Source organism: Acinetobacter sp. 778_lipA, assembly GCF_058242985.1.
In genome coordinates this window covers 4,303,761-4,328,710 of record NZ_JBZAYT010000001.1, presented here as the reverse complement: position 1 = coordinate 4,328,710, position 24,950 = coordinate 4,303,761, and the positions used below count along the sequence as shown (strand labels likewise).

The window sequence follows — 24,950 nt, the reverse complement described above, 5'->3', positions numbered from 1 at the left end:
AAAAATAAGGAAATAGAGATGAACCGTCGTGATTTTTTAGTCAATTCAACAAAAACAATATTTGGTACAGCCGCTTTAGCCAGCTTTCCAGCCAGCATCCAAAAAGCTTTAGCCATTGACGCCAAAGTCGAAACAGGCACGATTAAAGATGTAAAACATGTCATCATTTTGACGCAAGAAAATCGCTCGTTTGATAATTATTTTGGAACATTAAAGGGTGTTCGTGGGTTTGGTGATCGTTTTACCATTCCGCTATCCGATAACCGTAAGATTTGGGAACAATACGATAAAGATAAGAATAAAATCTTTCCCTATCATTTAGACAGCACGCGTGGCAATGCACAACGTGTTAGCGGTACGCCACACTCATGGACAGATGGGCAATTTGCTTGGAACCATGGCCGTATGGGCAATTGGGTACAATATAAACAACCCCAATCTATGGGATATTACAAACAAAAAGAAGTTGAATTTCAGTTCTCACTTGCCAACGCCTTTACCCTGTGTGATGCATATCATTGTGCAATGCATACTGGAACCAATTCGAATCGTATGTTCTTATGGACAGGTTCAAATGGTCCTAAAGCTGCGGGTGTTGCCAGTGTCGTCAATGACTTAGACAGTATTGGTGCATCAAGCACAGGCTATGATTGGACAACCTATCCTGAGCGCCTACAACAAGCGGGTGTGACGTGGAAAGTTTATCAAAATATGCCAGATAACTTTACCGACAATCCTTTGGCTGGTTTTAAACAATATCGCCGTGCCAATGAATTATCAGGTAAACCTGTAAACAATGACAGCACGTGTCCTGCTTATGATCCTGCCATTGATGCAATACAACCGTTGTATAAAGGGATTGCCAATACGATGCCTGATGGCGGATTTCTCGCTTCATTTAAAGATGATATTGCCAAAGGTCAATTACCTCAAGTCAGCTGGATGGTTGCACCTGCAGCCTATAGTGAGCATCCAGGACCATCAAGCCCTGTACAAGGTGCTTGGTACATTCAGGAAGTTTTAAATGCTTTAACGGAAAACCCTGCGATTTGGAGTCAAACGGTTTTATTGGTCAACTTTGATGAAAATGATGGCTTTTTTGACCACGTTCCTTCACCAAGTGCACCTTCAAAAGACGCTTCAGGTGTGATGCAAGGTAAAACCACCTTGAGTGATGAACAAATCTCATATGAATACGCTACGCATCCTAAAGCTTCAGCAGGGCAACCTAACTTTACTGATCCTAAAGTCAGCAATGGTGTGGGAGTCTATGGTCCAGGAATACGCGTACCCATGTATGTGATTTCTCCGTGGAGCCGTGGTGGTTGGGTAAATTCACAGGTTTTTGATCATTCGTCTGTTATTCGTTTCTTAGAGCAACGTTTTGGCGTGCAAGAACCGAATATTAGTCCATATCGCCGTGCTGTATGTGGTGATTTAACAACAGCTTTTGACTTTAAAAATCCAAATACCACCGCTATTTCGGACTTGATGGGTAAAAAAACCAAGAATGATGCAGATGCGATTCGTAATGCGCAAGCGCTATTGCCGCCGGTTTCCCGTCCTTTAAGTCAGGTCTATCCTGTTCAAGAGTTAGGAACACGATTGTCTCGGGCATTACCTTATATTTTACATAGTAGTGCGAAAGTTGATGTGGCAACAAAAACGGTGAAGTTAATGTTCTCCAATACAGGAACACATGCCGCAGTTTTCCATGTTTACGACAAATTGAATTTAGACGCAATTCCTCGTCGTTATATGGTTGAAGCAGGTAAACAATTGGACGATGTATGGAACACTTCAAATGGACTATACGATTTATGGGTGTTGGGTCCAAATGGCTTCCATCGTGGCTTTGCAGGAGATTTAGTCAAGTCTGCACAAATAGATGCATTGCCAGAAGTGCGTGTATGTGTTGAAGAGTGTGATCCTAAACTCTATTTAAAAGTTCGTAATGACGCTGCGAAAACAGCAAAATTGACGGTGAAAGCCAATGCTTATCTACCCAATAAGACATGGAATATCGAAACTGCTTCTACAGAAAAGGAGTTGAATTGGAATATGTCTGATTTCGGTGGTTGGTATGATTTTACTGTGACAATAGACGGTGATAGCACCTTTAAACGCCGTTTTGCTGGGCGTATTGAAACGGGTAAAGACTCATTTTCTGACCCTTATATGGGATTCATAGAATCTTAATTTTAAATAGCTAAATTTTTATGATTTAAATAAGGTGCGCTTTGCACCTTATTTTTGAGTTGATAAATGCTCACATAATTTGCGCAAACTTACATGATTAAGATTCCAATCATCTATTTATCTCAATAGATACATAAATCAGCTGAAATCCCTTGTTTCGTATACAGACTCTACAAATCTTTTCATCAGCCGATATTTAGAATATTTAAAATTTTAGCAAATGGCAGGTTTATGAAAATACTCATTGTTCTATTCGCGGTGATTACCTTTGTATTGATGGCTGGAGATCCACGCCGTGAAGATTTCGAAAGCAAAGAATTTGACGCAAAAAATAATGAACCGCAACAACAGGCTGAACGACAGCATGATCAAGAAGACTCTGGAGAACCTTCTTAATCATTTGGACAGGACTAGCTTTCAGCTTTTGATTTTAACGTCTGATAAGTGAAATTCTTACCATTTAACACATCCATATTCATGTCTTTATACTGTTGTAGAATCTCAGCTTGGTTAAATTCACAAGATTTTTGTGTTTGCGTACCTGTCTGATGAACGGTTGTATAACAAGCGCTCACCTTATTTACAAAAGCATAGTAAGGTGAAAGAGGAATATGTGCAGCTTCTAATACTTTGGGTGCTAAGAAATGTGCTGCCACAAAAGGCCCTTTAAATTGCTTTTGATCAATCGGGAAATTTGCCCAAACTGCAAGTGGTGTTTCAAAGAAGCGCACATCTTTTTTCTCAGCTTTTTCTTGCTCTGATTTAAAGAAGCCATACTCATCGTAAACGCTTTGTAAGTTGGGTAAATGGTCACCAAAGAAAATCACAATTGTTGGGCGATCAAGCTGTTTGACATGCTCAATCAGGGTTTTAAATTTATCATCAGCACGTTGCATACCCGTTAAATAAGTGTTCAGTGCACGTTTACTGTTTTCACTCACACCATCTTTAGTGATTTTAAAATGGTCTTTACCAAAGCGATCATCACTATACATTGGATGATTTTCAACACTGATGGCATAGATAAATTGAGGTTTGTCGGTATTATTAAGCTGATTTTCAATGCTGTTATAAATCAAATCATCAGTAGCCCAACCCGCAGCATTGATATATTTGGCGCGATCAGCCATGTTGATCATATTTTCAATTGAAGTAAAACGGTTAAAACCTAGATTTTGATAAACTGCGCTACGGTTATAAAAATATTTGCCGTTGTTATGCATTGCAGTTGTTTCATAACCCAATGTATTTAAGTACATTGGTAATGAATAGGTTGGGCGTTTTAATTTTGATACATAAGCCAATTCATTATGATTTAAATAGGTATTTAGGCTGGTTAAAACTTCAAACTCAACGTTAGCAGTTCCTCCTCCAAAGCTTGGAGACAATAAGCTAGAAACCTGATTTTTAGTAATTGTTGGGGTGATGTTACGTGGAATGCTTCTATCTAATTTTGTGGCATCCCAATGCGACTCGCTCATCACAAAAACGATATTTGGCAATAACTTTTGTTGTGACTGATCATCTGATGCTAGATTCGCTATAGGTTCTTCATCATGCTCAACCGTCACTGGTTGATAAAAAGCAGCAACTTTTTCTTCAGGAACAACTTGTGTTTGGAAAATTTTATTGTTTAAGCCATCTACGGTTTTGGAAAAAAAGAAGGTCGAAAAACCTAAGTATTTAATGGTTAAATGATCACCGATCCAGTCACCACGGGTATTGGGTAAATATTTTGCATATTGGCAAATTGAATTTTTTGCTGCATTGGCACACGCTTCACTAAAATTATTTTTAAAGTTCGCAGTGATAAAGAAGCCAAGGATAGCAAAAGATAAAATGCTATTTGTCAGGAGGAGCGGCTTTGTCCCTAATTTCTCTTTTTTATAGAGAAATACAAATAGTCCAATAAACACAGCAATTGCTGCAAAGACCGCAATTTTGAGCATGATTGGAGAGGCGATAAAGGTTTCTTTAAATAATAAAAAATCACTAGGAACCAAACTCGCAGAAAGATATTGCTCTTTCTTGATATTGATAAAGCTCAGCAAAAAAATAATAAATTGACTGAGTAAAATGGTCGCAAAGGTTTTTCTTAAAATTAAATAAAATAAACTAATAAAGGCGTAGTTTAAGAGAATTGAAAAGCCATATTTATACAGACGTGGTTTTAGATAGATGTCACGTAATTGAAAGAAACGCGTGATATCTTCTTGGTATAAGAAAAAAGCAAATACAGATAAAAAAGCGACAAGTAAAAACAAAACTTGTTGTTTCAAAGTCTTCATTGGCCTAATTACAGGAATGTATTGGAAGCCAAAGATTATAGGCTTATTCAGACGGCTTTTCTATGTAAAAACTGGTTGTTTTGTAAGCAAAATTAAAACTAATCAATAAAAAATAGCAAACTAAAGCATCAAAGTTGCCCAAAGAATGTAGATATCCTTTGGGCAATTTTTTTACTGGCTTACACGTTGTATCGCTTCATCATAAGTCGCGCTTGGTTTGTATTGATTTGCCAATTGGTAATGTTGCTTAGCTTGGGCATAATCTTGATTATTTTCATAGATTTTACCCATATTATAGTGAGAATAAGCTTTGGTATTGTTATTGGTTGCCAAAGCAATGGCTTTTTGATTTGCCCATAAAGCTTCTGAGGAACGATTGAGCTTTTGATAAGCAACGGCAAGATTACTATAGGTCTGGCCAACATTTGGATTGTAGTCGATAGACTGTTGATAGAGCATGGCAGCTTGTTCAATCTGGTTGTTTTGATAGGCTTTATCTGCACTTAAATTAAGTGTCTTGGCTCTTTTTTGCGCATCGGCTGAGACAGGAACAATATTTACCCGAGTGGTTTGATTTTGATAATTTGATACTGTTGAACCCACTTGGCTTGCGTTAACCGTAGTTCCTGAAATACGATTGATGTCTTGAATTTCACCTTCAGGGCTAATGCGGAATACAGTCCATAAATTCCCGGTTTGACCAGTTGGAATATAATAAGAACGAATCAGTGATTCACCCGCATACACCATGACTTTGGCTTGGCTATTGGATAAATTGGTCGTAGTTGGTTGAGTGCGATCAGAAAAGTCATGTACTGAATACACATAATATTGACCTTCTAAACGTTTATCGATCGTGACGGTTTCAGGACCATAAGAGTCGGTGTCATCCACATCCAGATTTGCAGCCAAACCTTGTTTACTGTCCCAATATACATGCTGATTTTTATAACTTAAGTGTGAATCGAGATCTAAAGGGTTTTGCCCCCAATTCAGTACAATTCGCATACTGTTGAGATCTTTGAGTACCGGACTTAAGGCGTAGGTCATGCCATCACATGGGCATTTTGCAACCAGTGTTGAATAACCTGATTTTTTGATAATCAGTAAATCATCTGAATTGTTTGTAGTATTACTATTGACTGAAGCTCGGCCACTTGTATTGGTAGAGCTTGATGCAGAGCGTTCACCATTTTTTTGCAAAATTACTTCAGCATTAGCAATATTTTGATCTTTGACTGTTGCACTTAACACATGCACATTGACTGTGTCTGCATGGCTCAGGATCGGAATAGATAATGTGAATAGTGATGAATATAAAATATGTTTTTTCATTGTTTATCTCTTTTGTTGGTACACGTAATTTGATTGTTATTTAGAAGGTCTTTTGCATAAAATTAGCTGATTATTTATTGACTCATCGTTATATTTTGTAATAAAAAAAGCAGTATATTGATACTGCTTTATGACCGAATATGATTGAGTGATTAGGCATTAAAACGCATAGATAAATCAATCGCTTTAACATCTTTAGTCAATACACCCATCGAAATATAGTCAACACCTGTTTGTGCAACTTCACTTAAATTCTCAAGAGTTATATTTCCAGAAGCTTCTAATTTACAGCGCCCTGCAACATGTTTAACCGCATCAATCATTTGTTGTTGGCTAAAATTATCTAGCATGACGATATCGGCTTTGGCTTCAAGTGCTTGATTCAGTTCATCCCATGTTTCAACTTCGACTTCAACAGGCTTACCTGGTGCGATTTGATGCGCTTTGGCAATTGCTTGAGCAATACCACCGGCAGCCATGATGTGATTCTCTTTAATTAAGAACGCATCAAATAAACCAAGGCGGTGGTTTTGACCGCCACCTACAGCAACTGCATACTTTTGTGCAATCCGTAAACCCGGCAAAGTTTTGCGTGTATCTAATAATTTGGTTGCTGTACCTTCTAGATATTTTACATATTCAGCCGTTTTGGTTGCGACTGCAGACAAGGTTTGCACAAAGTTTAATGCAGGACGCTCAACAGTCAGCAAACTACGCGCAGAACCTGCCAATTTATAAATGGTTTCATTGGCTTTGACCCAGTCACCATCATTTTTAAGCCAAGTAATCTGTACGCTTGGATCATACGCTTTAATCAGCGCATCGACCCAAGGTTGTCCCGCCAAGACCATATCTTCACGCGAAATGATCGTGGCAGTCGCTTGCTCATCTTCTGGTGTGAGTAGGGCAGTAATATCAGCATCGCCAATATCTTCTTGGAGTGCTTGTTGAATATTAATTTGAATAGATTGTTCAAGCAAAGATTCAGGTATGCTCATGGATATCCCTATTTTAGTCACCCTTAAAAACTGAGCGATATATTAGCACTGTCATTGCAAGTTTGAAGAAGTTTTTATTTTATATAGATTAGGATCTGTTAACATTTCATAAATAGTTTGCGTTGTAGGTTCAAATTAAGCACGAGACGTATACATCGTAAAATATGAATGAGAATAGTGAGACTATTTTTAAGTTTCATAACGGAAACTGAGATGATTTTAGTCATAACTTGAACAAGAACAAAGCATTACTTTATTCGCAGTGAAAGTCGAAGCTGAGGACTAGAGTCTTTTTTGCCACTACATGTTACCTTGCGAAACGATGTTTCTCATCATTTAGAATCACTAAATTTCGTATTTCGTGCCTTGTATCGCCTAAAAAATACTCGTCGTCGCAAACATAGACGAATTGTCAACAGACCCGAGAGTACACTAAAATATTGAAAATCAGCTTTATTGAAAATAGAAAAATCCTGTAGGAATAAGATATGCAATCTGCACCGCAGTTTCAGGTCATAAATGGTCAATTGATTGGCGCAAGACAAGTCCCATCACCCAACTATAATCAACGTCCTGAAAATACAGAGATTCAGCTGATTGTGATTCACAATATTAGTTTGCCCCCTTCACAGTTCGGTGGAGGTTATATTGAACAGTTTTTTCAAAATCAACTGGATTGGTCAGTACATCCTTATTTCCAAACCATCGAGGGTATGCAGGTTTCTGCACATTTATTGATTCTACGAACTGGTGAAATTATCCAGTTTGTTAATTTTAATGATCGGGCTTGGCATGCAGGACGTTCAGCTTATCTGGGTAAAGTTGAGTGTAATGACTATTCAATTGGCATTGAACTTGAAGGAAGTGATGATCGCGATTTTGAAGCTATCCAATATCAACAACTGGTTGATGTGGTTGCCACTTTGCAACACGCTTATCCGAAAACTGATCATCATTTAACAGGGCACTCTGATATTGCTTCAGGACGAAAAACTGATCCTGGACCACATTTTCAATGGCAGCAGTTTAGAGAAAGTTTGAATCAGAAAAAATTAAGATAGAACAAGTGAAGTAAATAAGCGTCTGGTTATGATTTAACAACGCAATTTTAAGAATATTTAATTACAATAGCGACTTTATTTTAACTAGGTGAATACGATGGCGCTGTGGCGATCCACCTTTATTGTCAGTGCAATGACCATGTTGTCACGAGTCTTGGGCTTAGTCAGAGATATGGTTTTGCTCAATGTGTTTGGGGCAGGTAAGGATTTTGACACCTTTGTGGTTGCTTTTCGTATTCCCAATTTTTTCAGGCGTTTATTTGCAGAAGGGGCTTTTTCACAAGCCTTTATTCCTGTACTCACCGAATATAAAACCACAAAACTGCATGCAGAAGTACAGATTCTCATTAGTCGTGTGTTTGGCTGTTTGTTAATGGTGATGTCGTTGTTAACTTTAATCAGTATGATTATTGCGCCTGTGATCTTGTATGTCTATGCACCGGGTTTTCATAATGATCCTGCAAAATTTGATCTGGCTGTAGATATGTTTCGTTTAACGATTCCCTATCTGATGTTTATGTCATTGACTGCATTTGCCAGCAGTATTTTAAATAGTTATGGGTCTTTTGCTTCTCCAGCGTTTTCGCCTGTATTACTCAACGTGGCAATGATTGCTGGTGCTTGGTGGTTAGCCCCGCATATGGCTCAACCGATCATGGCTTTAGGCTGGGCTGTGGTTGCAGCAGGGGTTTTACAACTTGCCATTCAAATCCCTGAATTATGGAATAAAAAATTACTGATTCCACCTAAAGTTGATTTTAAACATGAAGGTGTAGATCGGATTCTAAAACTGATGTTACCCGCTTTGTTTGGTGTATCAGTCACTCAGATTAACTTATTGTTAAATACAATCTGGGCATCATTCATGCAAGATGGCTCGGTGTCATGGTTATATAGTGCTGAACGCATGACCGAGTTGCCACTTGGATTGATTGGTGTTGCCATTGGTACCGTGATTCTTCCGTCTCTTTCTGTGAGTAAAGCAGAACAAGATCAGGCCAAGTTCCGTAGAATGTTAGACTGGGCAGCTCGTGTGATTGTCTTGGTGGGTGTGCCAGCCAGTATTGCTTTGTTCATGTTATCTACGCCAATTATTCAAGCACTTTTCCAGCATGGTGCTTTTGATGCACGTGATACGCAAATGACCGCTATGGCACTGCAATGTATGAGTGGTGGTGTACTGGCATTTATGTTGATTAAAGTTTTTGCACCAGGCTTTTATGCCATTCAGGACACCAAAACCCCTGTACGTGTCGGCTTAATGGCTGTTGCAGCCAATGCGATTTTAAATATTATCTTTATTGGTATTTTTAAATTGATTGATTGGCAAGCTGAGCATATGGCCTTAGCGATTGCTTCTTCAGGTTCAGCTTTGGTCAATGCTGGGATGTTATATTTTTATTTACATAAGAAAAATATTTTCCGTTTTGGCGCGCACTGGAAAAAATTATTCCTTCAATTTGCCATAGCTAATATCGTGATGATTGGTGCGCTATGGTTTGCTTTAAATTGGTATGATGGTACAGCGTCGCAATGGCTTCGAATTCTTGAAGTTATCGGGTTATGTGTGGTGGGTATTGTAGCTTATGGTATTGCTCTGCTCGCAGCAGGTTTTAGACCAAGACATTTAAAACACTAAAATTAAGACCAATCAACAGAATATAAATGAGACAGCTTTTATTTTGAGCATCATTCATGCATAAGTGATGTATCTAGCGCATGGTGACAAGGATGTCACCATCGTGTGGGATAGAATTTAAATTCTATAGTTAACCTGTCAAAAACTCAGACACAAGAACATAATTTCTTTTAATTAATATTTTCAATTAAATCAACTAAATGGAAAAATAAATTATTTAATTATAAAAAATCTTGCAATGCCACACCTTACATTTAACGTTTAAATACCTTTGCGCAGGCGATGTCTCACTTTTCGTAGAGGATGCCAAACCTTGCGCTGCAAACAAAGCAGTGCTTTGTTTTTGCTCATGTTAGGCGAGGGGTACGTCCTGTACCCCCGCCCAACGGCGACATCCATGTCGCCCCACGGTAGGATAATCATCTATGATTCAAAAGTAAAAAAATGAATTGATAACAACAGTTTCTAAAAGTTCATATAAAAACATAAGCTTAGTTTATAATCAGTAACTTGATAGAAATCACTTGTGTGAATAATTAGCTGGTTTGACTATGAATATAAGATACAGTACTGTAAGTTTGACCAAGGAATGAATTTACGTCTATGAAATGCGATAAGATTTTTTATTAGAGCATAAAAAACATCGCAATTGAGCGATGCTTTTTATTTTTAAAACTATTTAGCATTGAAACTAAGGTAAAACTTTTAATAGTTCTACATCAAAAATTAATGTGCTGTTTGGGCCAATCGCATCACCCGCACCAATCTCGCCGTAGGCAAGTTTTGCTGGAATAAAGAAACGATATTTCGCGCCTTCTTTCATCAGTTGTAAACCTTCAGTCCATCCTTGAATTACTTGGCTAACTTGAAATTCAACAGCTTCATTCCGTGCAAAAGAACTGTCGAATACAGTCCCATCCAATAAACGACCTTCATAGTTTACAGAGACTTTAGATTTTGCAGAGGGCGATTTTCCAGTGCCTTGTTGTAAAACACTATACTGCAAACCACTTGGGCGAGTAATCACACCTGCTTTCTTCGCATTTTCTACAAGAAAAGCTTCGCCTTGTTTGGCGTTTACATCTGCAGCTTGCTTAAACTCAAGCATTTGTTTTGCTTCAGTTTGCTGTTTATATTGTGCAAGTGCTTTTGCCATTTCTTCATCAGTTAAGCTTGCTTTCTGACCCGTAGAACCTTCTTTAATCCCTTGGATAAAGGCATTTAAATTAATTTGTTTTAAGGTGTCAGCATTGGTACGGCCCATGACATAACCATAGCTATAACCCAGTTGATCTTGTTGGGAGCTTTTATTGTTAATCGGTGCTGAGAAAGCTGCTGTACTCAGCATGCTAAGACTAAGCACAATAAGTGTTTTTTTCATAATTTAAATCCAAAAAAGGAGAGTAAATCTCTCCTTTTCTTAAATGTTATTTCACTTTAACAAGTTCAACATCAAAAATTAAAGTGCTGTTTGGAGGAATCGTGCCCGGAACACCTTGTTCACCATAAGCCAATTTTGCAGGGATATATAAGGTTGCTTTTCCACCTTCTTTCATCAGTTGTAAACCTTCAGTCCAACCAGGAATCACTTGATTTAAAGGGAACTCAACGGGTTGACCACGATCATACGAACTGTCAAATACTTTGCCGTCTAACAACTGACCTTTGTAATGTACTGTGACTTGTGAAGTAGCAGCAGGCTGTTTACCTGTACCTTCTTTGGTGATTTTATATTGCAATCCTGAGGCTGTTGTTTTAACACCTTCTTTTTTCGCATTTTCAGCTAAGAATGAGTCATTTGATGAAGCTGTTTGTTTGCTTTGTTGTAATTGCTTTTGTTGCATTTCTTTTTGGAAGTCAACATACGCAGCTTGTAATTCTTCATCTGTATAGGCACGTTGTTTTTTAGCATGACCATCACGAATACCACTGATAAATGTATTCACATCGACTTCCGGTGGGGTTTGGCTCGCAACTTCATAACCAAGTGCATAACTAATTTTTTCTACAGGTTTAGCATTTTTTGACATTGAATGACTGTTTACATCAGCAGGATGTTGAGATGCATAATAAACAGGTACAAGTGCAGCACCACCTAAGATTACAGCAATTGCGATGGGTAAGGCTTTACTCATAAAAATTTCCAAATTTTAATCTTTTAAGAGGCTAATTTGATCATTAGCATAATCTGCTCAAGCATATAACTTCTTCATCGTAAACGATATAGTTATCTGATGATGACAACTAAAAATATACAGTTATATTGTTTAAAAACTCGGCACAAAAAAGCCAGATTCAATCTGGCTTTTTTGCTACTCATTCGATATCAATCATCTTTAGAGGCGGTGTAGGCATAAGCATAATTATAGCCATAATTACCTCCAGCGGTTGCTCGAACATCATTGAGAATAATACCATTCACTTTGCTTCCTGCTTGTTCAAAGCGATTGATGGTTAATTCAAGTTCTTTCATCTGAGTTTTTGCATAACGTGCAACAACAAGGTTTACACCAGCAAATTGAGAAATAATGATGCCATCCGTTACTGCCAAGATAGGCGGTGTATCGATAATAATATGATCATATTGCTGAGAAAGCTGTTCCAATAATTCGCTAAGACGATTGGAACCGAGCATTTCAGCAGCATGACTATGATTTTTACCACGTGGCAGAAAATCTAAATTGTTTACAGTGTTTGAATGAACAATACATTGTTCAATAGTGTTTTGACCTGCTAAGTACTCAGTCAAACCTGGTGAAGTGTCATGACTGAAATATTTATGTAAATAGCCTCTGCGTATATCGGCATCAATGAGTAAAACTCTTTTATTTCCTTGAGCAAAAATCGCGGCCAAATTGGTCGAGATAAATGATTTACCAATTTCTGGAGCGGGTCCTGAAATGGCAATAATATTATTTTTTGCTTTATTTAAAGCAAAGTGAATCGTAGTTCGAATGCTACGCAAGCTTTCAATGGCAATGTCTTCACTATTTTTAGCCGCAAGAATAGGAATCGACTTTTTCTTTTTCAGCAATTGTACTCGGCTTTCTTGAATCGGAGAGCGGGGTACAGTGGCATATACAGGGAGATCAAGTTCATTTTCAATACGACTTGAATCTTTAATACCCGATGAAAGCATATTACGTAGTAATGCAATCATTACTCCAATAAAGCCACCAACAAAAATGGAAAGAATTAACACAATCAATTTTCTTGGTTTAATTGGTTTAACAGGTTCTACGGCAGTATCAATGATACGAACATTACCGATTTCACCCGCTTTCACAATTTTTAATTGTTGGTAACTATTTAATAATGAGGTGTAAAGTTCGGTATTGACTTTAACATCACGATACAGTTGTAAATATAAGCGTTGGGTTTCAGGTAAACGTTTAATGGCTTGGTTAAGCTCAGTTGATTTTTTATCAATCGCAGCAAGCTGTGCATTAATTTCAGTCATCAGTGGATGATCAGGAGTATACTTCGCAGAATATTCAGCTTGTTTTTGCTTTAACTCTATCCGCATTTTCTCCAATTCAACATTTTGCTTTAGCATCAACTCTGATTCTTGAGTGACATCAACGGTATTGTATTGTTCGCGGAATTTATTAAATTTAATCTCGGATTCTTCAAGTTGCTGTTTCAACTCTGGCAGTTGCTGATCCAGAAAACTTAAGGTTTGTTTAGACTCTAAGCTTTTACGTTCAATATTCTGTTCATGGTAAACGCTCAGAATATTGTTGAGAACCTGAGTAATATGCTGTTGATCATTTCCGTTATAACTGAGGCCAATGACTCCTGTCATTTTTCCTTTTTCAGCCACCGAATAACTTGTTTGAATTAATTTGACAGCTGAAGGGAGAGAAAGTTTAGTGATGGTAAAGTCTTGTTGAAAAGGATTTAAACTATTAATTTGAACCGACCACAATCCTTTATTGTCTTGAGATTGGTTAAGCTGATTGAGTGTGCCTTGAAATACAACTTGATCTTTATAAGCTAAACTAAATTGTTTCTTATCTATAAATTTTAAAGTGAGTTTTTTATCATAATAATATTCTGGAATATCTAGCTTTAAAATAGAAAAATTAGACTGATTCTTTTGAAAATCAACTGCTTTGGCACTATAGCTAAGTTTAGATTTTTCTTTGGATACTAATTTATGAAAGAAAGTATCTACATTGTCTTGAATTTGAATATCTAAATTCAAATTCTTTATCACTTTTCCAAGTACAAGCCGCGAATTTAAGATTTCTATTTCAGCATCAGCAGGAGACTTTTGCCCCAAGCCACCAGCAACATCTTTGAGTTCCCCCATAAGAGCAGCAGAGGCAGCACTTTTTCCATCTTCAACTTGAACCAGTGCATCTGTAGAATAGACAGGTGATGTTACACGTAAATAAAGTAGCGCGCAGATTAAGGATAAAATGACACAAAGCGCAATCACTTTCCATTGAGCGATTAAAGAGAAGAATAACTCTTTTAAGTCAATCGTATCATCATTAGTTTTTGAATTTTGGTTCATAGGTAAACAACTAATTAAAATTTATAGATGTGATTGCCAGTCATTGGCATAAGCTTGGATATTTTTACATGTTTCATCAAAAAAAGCTTGATCATGTTGATATGGATCTGGCACATTTTGAGCTTGCCAATGCCCTAAACGAAATACTTTTCCTTTAGCAAAAGGCCACTTTTGTTCAATATGTTGTAATTGGTTTTTACTCATCACTAGGATGAGATCAGCTTTCTTGATCAATTCTGCATTGATTTGTCGTGCAACATGTGAACGCATATCAATATTTAAACCATCCATACAAGCAATGGCTTTATTATCGGCTGAATGACCAACCATGGCAGCAAGCCCTGCGGATTCTATTTTTAGATTAGGATGGCTTTGCTTTAAAAAAAACTCTGCCATTGGGCTACGGCAAATATTGCCAACACAAACCACCAAGATGTTTTGAATCTGCATTCTATTTACCCAATTGATCAAAGCTATATAGAGCGCTTGAGAATGGAATCACTTGATTCATAATCCGTTGCCAACGGGTTAACCCTGTAGCATCAATATAAACAATATCATTTTTTTGCATGGCAAATTGATTGGCTAAGGCTAAATTACCTAAACTGCTTAAATTCAGATGATAAATTGTAGACTGCTTGGTGCTAAGGTCAGTACGCATTACATAAATACGTGCAGCACTTGCTGAAGTTGGGTTAATCCCTTCACTTTCACCAAGTACATCACTTAAGGTCATCCCTTGATCGCGAAGAGTCAACGCTTGGCTACGGCTTGATTCACCCATGACATAGAGTTTTTGATCTTGTTTAGTATTCACAAAAATCGTGTCATTGGGTTGGATTAATAATTGATGCAGAGACAATCCTTGTTTTTCGAGCTGAATGGTATTCAGATTATAGGTCTGCCCGTTTCTGATCAGTTGGATATTGGTGGTATCACCTGTTTTAGTATCTATACCACCTGCCTGACCCAATGCAGTATAAATACTGATTGGTTGGTCATTTAAAGTATATTGGCCACTACGCATGACTTGACCATTGACAAAATAACGACGTCCTTCATAAGAAAGCACGCGAACCACAACATCAGGATGTTTAAGGTATTTTGAAAATTGCTGATGTAAAAAGCGATTAGTCTCCGCTAAAGTTTTACCTGCAATACGCACTGACCCTACTAAAGGTAATTGGACATTGCCATTCGGATCAATCGGGTAACCCACAGCTTTAATGTTGGTTGCATCCTGGATTGGTGGGGTAATTTCAGGGTACGCCCAAAGCTGAATTGAAAGCACATCTCCAGCACTTAAACGATAAATATTTTGTGGGTTATTAAATAATGATACAAGATTATTTGAACTTAATTGGCTAGTTGTATTTAAAATTGGAATATTATTTTGATTCAGTTGTACAACTGAAAGTTCGGCGCCCTGATCAGTTTTATAGTGGCCTTGCTCAGGCAGATCATAGGTTTGAAGTCCTGACGTGATCGCACAACCAGAAAACGAAATCGCTAAAATTGTCAACAGTGATGTGTACGGATACTTCACATTCAAAACCCTTATTTTATATTGCGTTGTTGCTTAAAGTCTCATCTTGAAAGTGAATTGTAAGCTAAAAAAGGCAGGTTGGGTATCATAAAAATGTATGTAGGAATGTATCTAATAGCTTTTTCATTTATAAAGTCTGATACTATTGTAAACAGTTAGATTACAAGTCTAATTTGGCCAAACTATTATCATTCTAGGATCGCTCAAAAAATTCGTAAATAGTATGATTTATTAGTTAATTTATAAGCAGTCATTTCAAAGTAGTGTGAGTTAGTGAAAATATTTCAAAAATTTAAAAATAAAGTTTTCACCAACTCACTGTGGATGATGTCTGAAAAACTTATTTCTATTTTGGGTCTTATTTTTGTAACATCTTTTGTCGCTAAATATATCGGTCCTGAAAATTTTGGAAAGTTAACATTTGCTAGTTCAATTTTTGCAATCATTCAAACAGTTGCAATGTTAGGCTCTGAAAATATTATTTTTCAAAAAACAGCAAAAGACAGAAGATTGGGGGAATACATTATTGATTCGACAAAAATTATAAGAGATATAATATATTTAACTTTATCATTGTCGACTTTATTTTATATTTATTTTGTTGCAGATTATTTAACATTTGTCTTTTCAATTGCGACAAGTATTGCTATTTACTTTGCAGTGCATGATGTTTATTCAATATATTTTAATGCAACTCTCCAATCAAAAATAAATGCTTATTGTAATATTTTAGCATTAATTATTTCATTAATTATTCGATATTGTATAGCAAAATTTCAGCTTGCCATAGAGTGTTTGGGTGTTCCCATTGTTTTAATTACACTCATTCCATTTACGATTAGAAGACATTTGTATTTAAAACGAAAGCACGTTCAAGTAAGTATTACAATTGAAAAAATTAAGAGATATCGAAAGTTTATGTTGGGGATTGGACGTAAACTTGTCTTTTATTCTTTATCGGTTGCAATTTTTACAAAAACATCACAGCTTTTCCTAGGAGTAAAATCGCCACATGATCTTGGTATCTATACAGTTGCTATGACTTTGGGGAATAGTTTTTACTTTGTTTTAGTTGCAGTTATTAGTTCTTATTTTACACAGATTTATACAGAAAAAAATTTTGAAAAATGCCAAAAAATGGTCGCTAAATTAAGCTTAGTGATAATTTGTATTTGTTTATCTGTGATGCTCTTTTTTGCTATTGCAGGGAATTATATTATTCAGATGTTGTATGGTGTAGAATATGCTGGCGTCAATCAAATTTTGCTTTTTGCTGTAGTTGTTACACTGTTTTCTGGTTTATCAACTATTGCAGAAAAATATTTATTGAAATTTAATGCATATGACTATTTAAAGAAAAAAACTTTATACCTTGTTGCATTTAATATCATTTTAACAGCTCTATTTGTTTATATGTGGGGACTGTATGGCGCAATTTTTGCAATTTTGATTACAGAGGTTATGTCTTTTACTTTGTTTAATTACTTTTATCGAGATCAAATTATACTTGATACACAGAAGCGTATGTTTTTATTGTCAACATATAGAAATGAGCAGGTTTGATGGTTAAGTTAAGTGTTATTATTCCTATATATAGAGTAGAAAATTATATAATTGAATGTTTAGAAAGTGTATGCACTCAGTTAATTGATGGTGTTGAAGTTATACTTATTAATGATGGAACACCAGATAAATCAATGGAAATGGCAAAAAAATATATTGCTGAAAATTATAACTTTCATTTGGATAAGTTTATTTTTATTGATCAAGAAAATCGGGGGCAAAGTGTAGCTAGAAATAATGGAATTAAAAAATCTCATGGAGACTATATTGCTTTTTTAGATTCAGATGATATTTTAGAAAGTAACTACTTTATAGAGATTTTTAATGTTTTTAATAATTATAGTCCTGATATTATAAGATTTAGTGCTCGTAGTTTTATTAAAGATAGAAATGATAGTGCGAAATTTATAGAAGTTATACAGAATAGTTTTTTTTATAAGAAAAATTTTGAAATTTTAATAAAAATATTTAATCAGGGGGCATGGTTTCCATGGTTGAATATTTATAAGAAAGAGTTGTTTTTAAATGAATTATTTCCTTCAGAAATGTATTTTGAAGATGCTTGGTTAATGCCAAAGTTATTTATAGAGGCTAGTAATATTATGTTTTTAAAAGATAGTCTTTATTTATATCGAACCAACTTAACAAGTAGTTTGAATAACAAAAGTTCCGAAAATTTAATAAAATTGGATGAAAGCTATAAAAAAATTATTAATGAATATAGATTTAGGCTAAAGAGTAATACTTTGTATAGTAGAAGTTATGTATCTTTTTTGATGGCATATGTTAGCTTTTTAATTTCAAAAAAATCTTTTATTCAAGCTTTTAATATATCTAAACTTCGGAAAATTCCAGAAGTCGAGATAAGCCAGCTAATGAGATCAAGCAAACTTTTTTATTTTTTTGGATTATTTTTTGTTATCCTGTATAAGATTTTAGGTCGAATGTAAGCTGATTGTTTGAAGTTAAGTAGGTATGATAATGTATAATGGCAAGATTGATAAGAAAAATTTATTAAGTGGAGTTATTTTTTTTATTTCTCCACTTATTGGACTTCTTGTCGCAATGCATGGCATAAAAAAAAGACAATTAAATTTCTTTTATATACTTTTATCATTATTTTTTGCTTTAATGGTTTTAAAGAATCCACCGCTTTATGACTTAATTAGGTATTTAGACTTATTTGATTCTAGTCGGAATATCGAATTAGTATTTCACAACTATTTTTCGTTTCAGTTGGTGTCAACTGTTTTTAATGAATTAAGAATTCCTTTTTATTTTCTTCCAAGTCTATTTGTTTTTTTTATTATATTTCTTCATTTGAAAGCTATTGATATTGTTTATAATTATTTTGATTGGTCTATTAAGAGACAATTATTGTTGATATTTGGGCTTGTTATTTTAATAAATCCAATTTTTGCTAGTACAGTTTTAAGAGCATATTTAGCTTCTGGGTTTTTTATGTATGGTGTTTTTTTAGTTATTTTTAAGGAGAAAAAAATAGGATATATTCTAGTACTTTTTTCTGCTTTTTTTCATCTGTCATTTGCCTATTTGATAATATTCTTTATTTTATCAAGATTTTTTAAAATTAGTAAAAATATTGCTTTTGTAGTTTCTTTATTTTCAATAATGTTTTCTTTTGTTTTTATATCATACTTGATTGATTTTATACCATTTGAATTAATAAAAATTCAATTCTCAAATTATTTAACAAATACGAATACCGGTGCAGACTCAGGTTCTGGGAATTTTCAAGCTTTTATAGTTAATTCAATCTTAGCATTAACCAATATTTGTTTTGCTTTGCTTTATTTTATGAATGTATTGCCAAAGGTTGAAAAAGCAAAGGAATATTCAAATTTTTTAAATTTTTTAATTATTTCGGGTTGCCTTGCTTCTATCAGTTTTATAGTATTTATTAGGTATTTTACTCATATAACATTGTTTTCTTATGTTTATATTGTAGTTTTTTTAGTGTTTATTAATGGTAGAAAAATTGTAAATTGTTTATTGATTTTAATTTTATGCATTAACTTTCTTTTAATAGATATTTATATTCGAAAGGATTCACTTTTAAATGGAAATCCTATAAGTATGGTTCTAATTTCTCCTTTGCAAATAATGTTTTATAGTGATGAGGAGTATAGGAAGATGCTTAAAATTGTCGATTATCAAGGTTATATTTCTAAATAAATAGAGGTAAGTTGTGATTAATATTTTGTATTTTATACCTTCTCTTACAACGTCAGGAGGGATGGAAAGAGTTTTGGTTGAAAAAGCTAATTATTTAATCGCTACAGGAATATATCATGTTGTTATAGTAACGACTGAAATGCGAGCTAATGATACAGTTTTTTTTCATTTAAATAGGGAAGTTGAAGTTGTTTTTTTGGAATTAAATTATAATGATCTTTTTTCTAAAAACTTTCTAGATAAAATAAAAGAAATTCACAAATTAAATAATAGTTATAGAAAATCAATTGAAAGTATCATCAAAAAATATTCTATTGATATTTGTATTACAATGGGTGGTAAAGAGCTAGAGTTTTTAGGTGATTTGGATTTACCTTGTAAAAAAATTTACGAAAGTCATTTCAATAAGCACTTTAGAAGTAGTTTTTTGAAAGCAAATGGTAAAATAAGTTTATTCTGGAAATTGATAGGTAAAATTCGTGATATACAGCATGATTTGCAAGCAAGGAAATTGGATAAGATAGTTGTTCTTACGCAAGTTAATTTAAATGCTTGGGGGGGAGCTTCGAATTTAGTAAAATTGATACCGAATCCATCTCCAATAATAAATAAAACAAAAAAAATTCCTAATTTGAATTCTAAGAGAGTTGTAGCAATCGGTAAGTTAGATGTTCAAAAAGGCTATGATATGCTTATAAGTGCATGGTCAAAAATATCCAATCAACATACTGATTGGAAGTTAGATATTTTTGGACATGGGGAGCTAAAGAATCAATTACAATTACAAATTGAAGATCTTGGTCTTTCTTCATCTATTTTTTTACGAGGATTGACCAAAATGGTGGAAAAAGAGTTATATGATAGTTCTTTTTTTGTAATGTCTTCTCGTTTTGAAGGGTTACCAATGGTATTAATTGAAAGTATAACTTGCGGATTGCCTATAGTTTCATTTGATTGCGAAACTGGTCCTAGTGAAATTATTGTGGATAATGATTGTGGATTGTTAGTTAAAAATGGTGATGTTGATAAGCTTGCTGAGTCAATTGAAAAAATGATATTAAATGAGGATTTACGTTATGAAATGGCTAAAAGAGCACTTAAAAAATCAGATGATTATAAAATTGGAAATATAATGAAGAAGTGGGAAGTCTTATTTCAAGAGTTGGTGGGTAGTTCATGAAAGTTTTAGTAGATGCTTCGATTTGCTCAAAAGGTGGTGGAGTACAAGTGGCTTTAGCACTGATCAATAATATTGCTCTCGACCCTGCATTTGAAGTTATATGTGTTACTTCAGAGGAAGTTGATGCTCAACTTACAAGCAAAATAAAGTTTAGCGTTAAACATTATTATCCTGAAAAAAATGAAAATATTTTTGGAAAAAAAAGACAAGGTAAAAGATTATTAAATATTGAAAAAAAACATAATCCAGATTTAGTATTTGTTGTTTTTGGCCCGTCTTATTGGAGGCCTAAAGGCAAAACTTTACAAGGATTTGCCTTGCCATTAATGGTATATCCTGATACAAGAAACAATGTTTATAAAAATAATAGAATTGAATATTTTTATCAAAAAATGCTGAATGCATATAAAGCCAGAATAATGAGAAAAAACTCAGATTATGTTGTAGTTGAAACTAATGCTTTTAAAGATCGTGTAAGTAAGTTTTTAGGTTTTAATGATTCTAAAATTTTTGTAATTGAAAATAGTTTTAATGCCAATTTCTTGAATAAAAAAAGTGAAAGAAAGAGTAAAGAAAAGTTAGAGATTCTTGTTCCTACTGCATATTATCCACACAAAAATTTAGAAATTTTAGTTGATGTTGCTTCGAATTTACTTTGTAGCGATAAAACACATATTGTTTTTAATTTTTTGATTGATGAAAAGTCAGAACATTGGATTAAAATTATTTCGGATGCAAAAAGTAAAAAAGTCGAAAACTTTTTTAATACTTTTGGTCCAGTAAATAACACGCAGATGGTTGATCTTTATGCTAAAACAGATTTTGTCTTATTACCAACATTAGCAGAAGCTTCTACCGCAGTGTATCCAGAGTCATTTATTAGTCAAAAGGTGTTGTTAACATCTAATCTGGATTTTGCAGTAGAATTGTGTGGTGAGGCTGCAGTCTACTTTGATCCATATGATGCTAAAGATATTGCTGAAAAAATTCTAGAAATAGAATCTAATGAGTCTAAACAAAAAGTATTGCTTCAAAAAGGTTTGGAACAGGTTCAAAAGTCTTATCTAACTCCTGAAAGTAAATGGTTGAAGCAAAAAGATTTAATCACAAGATTAGTTAACGAGAGTTTTTAATGTTTGAAAATAAAGTTTTATTACTCACAGGTGGTACAGGGTCATTTGGTAATGCTGTACTAAAGCGTTTTCTAGACAGTGATTTTAAAGAAATTCGTATCTTTAGTCGCGATGAAAAAAAACAAGATGATATGCGTAAAAAGTACCAATCATCTAAGCTTAAGTTTTATATCGGAGATGTCCGTGATTTTAATTCAGTTCTCAACGTAACACGTGGAGTGGATTATATTTTTCATGCTGCTGCACTCAAGCAAGTTCCTTCATGTGAGTTTTATCCTTTAGAGGCAGTTAAAACAAATGTTTTAGGTACAGAAAACTTACTCGAAGCCGCGATTCAAAATAAAGTTTCTCGAGTGGTGTGTTTAAGTACAGATAAAGCTGTTTATCCAATCAATGCTATGGGTATTTCGAAAGCAATGATGGAAAAAGTAATGGTTGCAAAATCACGTAACCTTGAAGGCACAGGGACCGTCATTTGTGGTACTCGTTATGGTAATGTTATGGCGTCTCGAGGTTCAGTTATTCCATTATTTGTTGACCAGATACGAGCAGAAAAACCAATTACGATTACAGATCCACATATGACTCGCTTCATGATGACACTTGAAGATGCAGTTGATCTTGTACTGTATGCATTTAATCATGGTCAAAATGGTGATATTTTCGTACAAAAAGCACCAGCAGCAACCATTGATACACTAGCATGTGCAATTACACAAATGCTTAATAAAAAAGACCACCAAATCAATGTGATTGGTACTCGTCATGGTGAAAAAGCTTTTGAGGCACTTCTCAGTCGAGAAGAAAAAGCATGTGCTGAAGACCTTGGAGATTATTTTAGAGTCCCAGCAGATCAGCGTGATCTAAACTATGAAAAATATATTGAAGACGGTAATACCGAAGTTGTTGAATATGAAGATTATAATTCACACAATACAACACGTTTAGATGTTGATGGTATGAAAAAATTATTGCTTAAACTTGAATTTATCCGTGATTTAACCAACGGTATTTACAAATCCCCTGAGGTTTAAAATGAAAGTTTTGATTACGGGTGCAAATGGTTTTGTTGCGAAAAATTTGATTCAATATTTATCTGAAAAAGAAAATATTGAAATATTGAAATTATATCGTGATTCAACTGAGCAAGAGTTAGAGCAATTAGTTTTAGATGCTGAATGGATTGTACATTTAGCTGGTGTAAATCGACCTAAAAACGATGGAGAATTTATAGAAGGGAATGTTTCACTTACTGAAAAAATTTGTGACATTCTACGAGAAAATAATAAAAAAACACCAATTATATTATCTTCTTCTATTCAGGCAGAAAGACACAATGTTTATGGCCAAAGCAAACTTGGTGGCGAACAAGCTTTAACCAAATTAAATCAAGAAAATGAGAATCCAATTTACATTTCTAGAATGGTCAATATTTTTGGTAAATGGTCAAAACCGAACTACAACTCAGTAGTTGCAACTTTTTGTTACAACATTGCAAATGATTTACCTATACAAATCAATGATCCAAATGGATTGATTCGATTGGTATACATTGATGATGTAGTTGAAACGATTTGGGATATTTTAAACCAAAAATATCCAGCAAATGAGCCATTTGAAATAAAACCTGAATATCAAATTTCCGTTGGGCGACTTGCTGAAACAATTTATGGATTTAAAGGTTCAAGAGAGTCTTTGATTACAGATCGAGTAGGTACAGGTTTAATTCGTGCATTGTATTCAACATACTTAAGTTTTTTTAGTCCAAAGCAGTTTGATTATACCGTAACGAAATATGGAGATAATCGTGGTGTGTTTGTAGAAATGTTGAAAACACCTGATGCGGGACAATTTTCATATTTTACAGCTCATCCAGGCATTACACGTGGTGGGCATTATCACCATACCAAGACTGAAAAATTTTTGGTCATTAAAGGTAAGGCTTTATTTAAGTTTAAAAATGTGATTACTGGTGAGTTTTATCAAATGGAAACTTCTGGTGAAGAGCCTAGAATTGTTGAAACAGTACCTGGTTGGACGCATGACATTACTAATATTGGTGGTGATGAAATGGTGGTGATGTTATGGGCAAATGAAATATTTGACCGTTCAAAACCAGATACATATGCAATGCCATTATCTAATTAAAGAGTTATTTTGTGAAAAAATTAAAATTAATGACAGTTGTAGGGACTCGCCCAGAAATTATTCGTTTATCTCGTGTGATGGCCGTATGCGATAAATATTTTGATCACGTTATTGTACATACTGGTCAAAATTATGATTATGAATTAAATGAAATTTTCTTTACGGACTTAGGTATACGTAAGCCAGATCATTTTTTAAATGCAGCAGGGGCTACTGGGGCAGAAACAATTGGTAATGTTATCATTGCAGTAGATAAGGTTCTAGAGGAAGCTCAACCTGATGCATTATTGGTATTAGGTGATACCAATAGTTGTACAGCCGTTATTCCAGCAAAGCGACGTAAAATTCCGACATTCCATATGGAAGCGGGGAACCGTTGTTTTGATATGCGAGTGCCTGAAGAGATTAATAGACGAATTGTAGATCATACTGCTGATATTAATTTGACTTATAGCACGATTGCCCGTGATTATTTGCTTGCTGAGGGTTTGCCCGCTGATCTTGTGATCAAAACAGGTAGCCCAATGTTTGAAGTATTAACTTATTATAAAGAGAAAATTCTATCTTCAAATGTATTAGAACAATTGAAGTTGAAAGAGAACGAATATTTTATTGTGAGTGCACATCGAGAAGAGAATATCAACTCAGATGAAAATTTCTTAAATTTGGTTGAAATGTTAAATGCCGTGGCGGAAAAATATAATTATCCTGTGATCGTTTCCACTCATCCTAGAACACGTAAACGTATCGAACAAATGGGCGTAAGATTTCATCCGTTAGTACAATTGTTAAAACCACTAGGTTTTAGTGATTACAATAAATTACAACTTTGTGCCAAAGCAGCTTTATCTGATAGTGGAACGATTAATGAAGAGTCTTCTATTCTAAACTTTCCAGCTCTGAATTTACGACAAGCGCATGAGCGTCCAGAAGGTATGGAGGAAGCAGCGGTCATGATGGTTGGCTTAACTTCTGAACGTATTTTGCAAGGGTTGCAGATTTTAGAATACCAAGCTAGAGGGGATGAAAGAACGCTCCGATTAGTCGAAGATTACAGTATGCCAAATGTTTCAGAAAAAATAGCACGCATTATCTTAAGTTATACAGACTATGTTAATCGTGTAATTTGGAAAAAATATTAA

20 protein-coding genes are annotated in these 24,950 nt (G+C 34.7%); 12 read left to right on the top strand and 8 right to left on the bottom strand.

The genetic code is table 11. The features are described from left to right. The first annotated feature begins 18 nt into the window (after positions 1-18). Entirely contained in the window at positions 19-2,199 is a 2,181-nt protein-coding gene (locus tag AC4CUY_RS20485; RefSeq protein WP_419360125.1) for a phosphocholine-specific phospholipase C, read from the top strand. Positions 2,200-2,430: 231 nt separating this feature from the next. Further along, positions 2,431-2,595 carry an ABZJ_00068 family colistin stress protein gene (locus AC4CUY_RS20480; RefSeq protein WP_336953823.1) on the top strand — a complete coding sequence of 55 codons (165 nt, stop codon included), beginning with the start codon at positions 2,431-2,433 and terminating at the stop codon, positions 2,593-2,595. Between the two features lie 14 nt (positions 2,596-2,609). On the opposite strand, the gene AC4CUY_RS20475 is transcribed toward AC4CUY_RS20480, so the two are convergent. The 3 genes from AC4CUY_RS20475 to nadC form a co-directional block, all read right to left on the bottom strand. Then, a complete protein-coding gene (locus tag AC4CUY_RS20475) occupies positions 2,610-4,487 on the bottom strand; it encodes an LTA synthase family protein (RefSeq protein WP_419360123.1) in 1,878 nt (625 codons plus the stop codon). A 171-nt stretch (positions 4,488-4,658) separates the two neighbouring features. After that, on the bottom strand, positions 4,659-5,822 hold the full coding sequence (locus tag AC4CUY_RS20470) for a DUF2135 domain-containing protein (RefSeq protein ID WP_336953821.1): 1,164 nt from the start codon (positions 5,820-5,822) through the stop codon (positions 4,659-4,661). 152 nt (positions 5,823-5,974) lie between these two features. Beyond that, positions 5,975-6,820: a carboxylating nicotinate-nucleotide diphosphorylase gene (nadC, locus tag AC4CUY_RS20465; protein WP_490774625.1), complete on the bottom strand. Its 846-nt coding sequence runs from the start codon at positions 6,818-6,820 to the stop codon at positions 5,975-5,977. Positions 6,821-7,308: 488 nt separating this feature from the next. On the opposite strand from nadC, the gene ampD reads away from it, so the two are divergent. Both ampD and murJ read left to right on the top strand, forming a co-directional pair. Then, positions 7,309-7,881 carry a 1,6-anhydro-N-acetylmuramyl-L-alanine amidase AmpD gene (ampD, locus tag AC4CUY_RS20460; protein WP_490774624.1) on the top strand — a complete coding sequence of 191 codons (573 nt, stop codon included), beginning with the start codon at positions 7,309-7,311 and terminating at the stop codon, positions 7,879-7,881. 88 nt (positions 7,882-7,969) lie between these two features. Then, the gene (gene murJ, locus AC4CUY_RS20455) at positions 7,970-9,520 is read left to right on the top strand and encodes a murein biosynthesis integral membrane protein MurJ (protein ID WP_419360116.1); all 1,551 of its coding nucleotides are present in this window, start codon (positions 7,970-7,972) and stop codon (positions 9,518-9,520) included. Positions 9,521-10,211: 691 nt separating this feature from the next. On the opposite strand, the gene bamJ (AC4CUY_RS20450) is transcribed toward murJ, so the two are convergent. The 5 genes from bamJ (AC4CUY_RS20450) to AC4CUY_RS20430 all read right to left on the bottom strand — a co-directional run bounded on the left by bamJ (AC4CUY_RS20450) (position 10,212) and on the right by AC4CUY_RS20430 (position 15,588). Beyond that, positions 10,212-10,901 (bottom strand): BamJ family beta-barrel-assembly machinery protein, encoded by a 690-nt coding sequence (gene bamJ, locus AC4CUY_RS20450; RefSeq protein ID WP_419360115.1) that lies wholly within the window; start codon positions 10,899-10,901, stop codon positions 10,212-10,214. 46 nt (positions 10,902-10,947) lie between these two features. Then, positions 10,948-11,655: a BamJ family beta-barrel-assembly machinery protein gene (gene bamJ, locus AC4CUY_RS20445; RefSeq protein WP_333664539.1), complete on the bottom strand. Its 708-nt coding sequence runs from the start codon at positions 11,653-11,655 to the stop codon at positions 10,948-10,950. 191 nt (positions 11,656-11,846) lie between these two features. Continuing rightward, on the bottom strand, positions 11,847-14,042 hold the full coding sequence (locus AC4CUY_RS20440; protein WP_490774623.1) for a polysaccharide biosynthesis tyrosine autokinase: 2,196 nt from the start codon (positions 14,040-14,042) through the stop codon (positions 11,847-11,849). 21 nt (positions 14,043-14,063) lie between these two features. Next, the gene (locus AC4CUY_RS20435) at positions 14,064-14,492 is read right to left on the bottom strand and encodes a low molecular weight protein-tyrosine-phosphatase (RefSeq protein ID WP_419360110.1); all 429 of its coding nucleotides are present in this window, start codon (positions 14,490-14,492) and stop codon (positions 14,064-14,066) included. A gap of 1 nt (position 14,493) precedes the next feature. Beyond that, entirely contained in the window at positions 14,494-15,588 is a 1,095-nt protein-coding gene (locus tag AC4CUY_RS20430) for a polysaccharide biosynthesis/export family protein (RefSeq protein ID WP_419360108.1), read from the bottom strand. A gap of 324 nt (positions 15,589-15,912) precedes the next feature. Between AC4CUY_RS20430 and AC4CUY_RS20425 the strand changes: the two genes are divergently transcribed. The 8 genes from AC4CUY_RS20425 to wecB are packed head-to-tail and all read left to right on the top strand — an operon-like array spanning position 15,913 to position 24,950. Next, positions 15,913-17,151, top strand: a complete 1,239-nt coding sequence (locus AC4CUY_RS20425) for an MATE family efflux transporter (RefSeq protein WP_419360144.1) — start codon at positions 15,913-15,915, stop codon at positions 17,149-17,151. Then, positions 17,151-18,101 carry a glycosyltransferase family 2 protein gene (locus AC4CUY_RS20420; RefSeq protein WP_419360106.1) on the top strand — a complete coding sequence of 317 codons (951 nt, stop codon included), beginning with the start codon at positions 17,151-17,153 and terminating at the stop codon, positions 18,099-18,101. Before AC4CUY_RS20425 ends, AC4CUY_RS20420 begins: the two co-directional genes overlap by 1 nt. Positions 18,102-18,132: 31 nt before the next feature. Then, entirely contained in the window at positions 18,133-19,347 is a 1,215-nt protein-coding gene (locus AC4CUY_RS20415) for an EpsG family protein (protein WP_419360105.1), read from the top strand. Between the two features lie 13 nt (positions 19,348-19,360). Then, positions 19,361-20,527, top strand: a complete 1,167-nt coding sequence (locus tag AC4CUY_RS20410; RefSeq protein ID WP_419360103.1) for a glycosyltransferase family 4 protein — start codon at positions 19,361-19,363, stop codon at positions 20,525-20,527. Further along, positions 20,524-21,660, top strand: a complete 1,137-nt coding sequence (locus AC4CUY_RS20405; RefSeq protein WP_419360101.1) for a glycosyltransferase — start codon at positions 20,524-20,526, stop codon at positions 21,658-21,660. Before AC4CUY_RS20410 ends, AC4CUY_RS20405 begins: the two co-directional genes overlap by 4 nt. Further along, a complete protein-coding gene (locus AC4CUY_RS20400) occupies positions 21,660-22,694 on the top strand; it encodes a polysaccharide biosynthesis protein (RefSeq protein ID WP_419360099.1) in 1,035 nt (344 codons plus the stop codon). Before AC4CUY_RS20405 ends, AC4CUY_RS20400 begins: the two co-directional genes overlap by 1 nt. Before the next feature lies 1 nt (position 22,695). Then, positions 22,696-23,808, top strand: coding sequence for a UDP-2-acetamido-2,6-beta-L-arabino-hexul-4-ose reductase (wbjC, locus tag AC4CUY_RS20395; protein ID WP_419360097.1), 1,113 nt, complete (start codon positions 22,696-22,698; stop codon positions 23,806-23,808). A gap of 11 nt (positions 23,809-23,819) precedes the next feature. Further along, positions 23,820-24,950, top strand: a complete 1,131-nt coding sequence (gene wecB, locus AC4CUY_RS20390; protein ID WP_419360095.1) for a non-hydrolyzing UDP-N-acetylglucosamine 2-epimerase — start codon at positions 23,820-23,822, stop codon at positions 24,948-24,950.

Coding starts and splice junctions, on each gene's coding strand:
- wbjC (WP_419360097.1), top strand. CDS start 22,696: ATGAAAGTTTTGATTACGGGTGCAAATGGTTTTGTTGCGAAAAATTTG.
- AC4CUY_RS20420 (WP_419360106.1), top strand. CDS start 17,151: ATGGTTAAGTTAAGTGTTATTATTCCTATATATAGAGTAGAAAATTAT.
- AC4CUY_RS20425 (WP_419360144.1), top strand. CDS start 15,913: ATGATGTCTGAAAAACTTATTTCTATTTTGGGTCTTATTTTTGTAACA.
- ampD (WP_490774624.1), top strand. CDS start 7,309: ATGCAATCTGCACCGCAGTTTCAGGTCATAAATGGTCAATTGATTGGC.
- AC4CUY_RS20400 (WP_419360099.1), top strand. CDS start 21,660: ATGTTTGAAAATAAAGTTTTATTACTCACAGGTGGTACAGGGTCATTT.
- bamJ (WP_333664539.1), bottom strand. CDS start 11,655: ATGAGTAAAGCCTTACCCATCGCAATTGCTGTAATCTTAGGTGGTGCT.
- AC4CUY_RS20485 (WP_419360125.1), top strand. CDS start 19: ATGAACCGTCGTGATTTTTTAGTCAATTCAACAAAAACAATATTTGGT.
- AC4CUY_RS20415 (WP_419360105.1), top strand. CDS start 18,133: ATGTATAATGGCAAGATTGATAAGAAAAATTTATTAAGTGGAGTTATT.
- AC4CUY_RS20435 (WP_419360110.1), bottom strand. CDS start 14,492: ATGCAGATTCAAAACATCTTGGTGGTTTGTGTTGGCAATATTTGCCGT.
- AC4CUY_RS20470 (WP_336953821.1), bottom strand. CDS start 5,822: ATGAAAAAACATATTTTATATTCATCACTATTCACATTATCTATTCCG.
- AC4CUY_RS20405 (WP_419360101.1), top strand. CDS start 20,524: ATGAAAGTTTTAGTAGATGCTTCGATTTGCTCAAAAGGTGGTGGAGTA.
- AC4CUY_RS20475 (WP_419360123.1), bottom strand. CDS start 4,487: ATGAAGACTTTGAAACAACAAGTTTTGTTTTTACTTGTCGCTTTTTTA.
- bamJ (WP_419360115.1), bottom strand. CDS start 10,901: ATGAAAAAAACACTTATTGTGCTTAGTCTTAGCATGCTGAGTACAGCA.
- nadC (WP_490774625.1), bottom strand. CDS start 6,820: ATGAGCATACCTGAATCTTTGCTTGAACAATCTATTCAAATTAATATT.
- AC4CUY_RS20480 (WP_336953823.1), top strand. CDS start 2,431: ATGAAAATACTCATTGTTCTATTCGCGGTGATTACCTTTGTATTGATG.
- AC4CUY_RS20440 (WP_490774623.1), bottom strand. CDS start 14,042: ATGAACCAAAATTCAAAAACTAATGATGATACGATTGACTTAAAAGAG.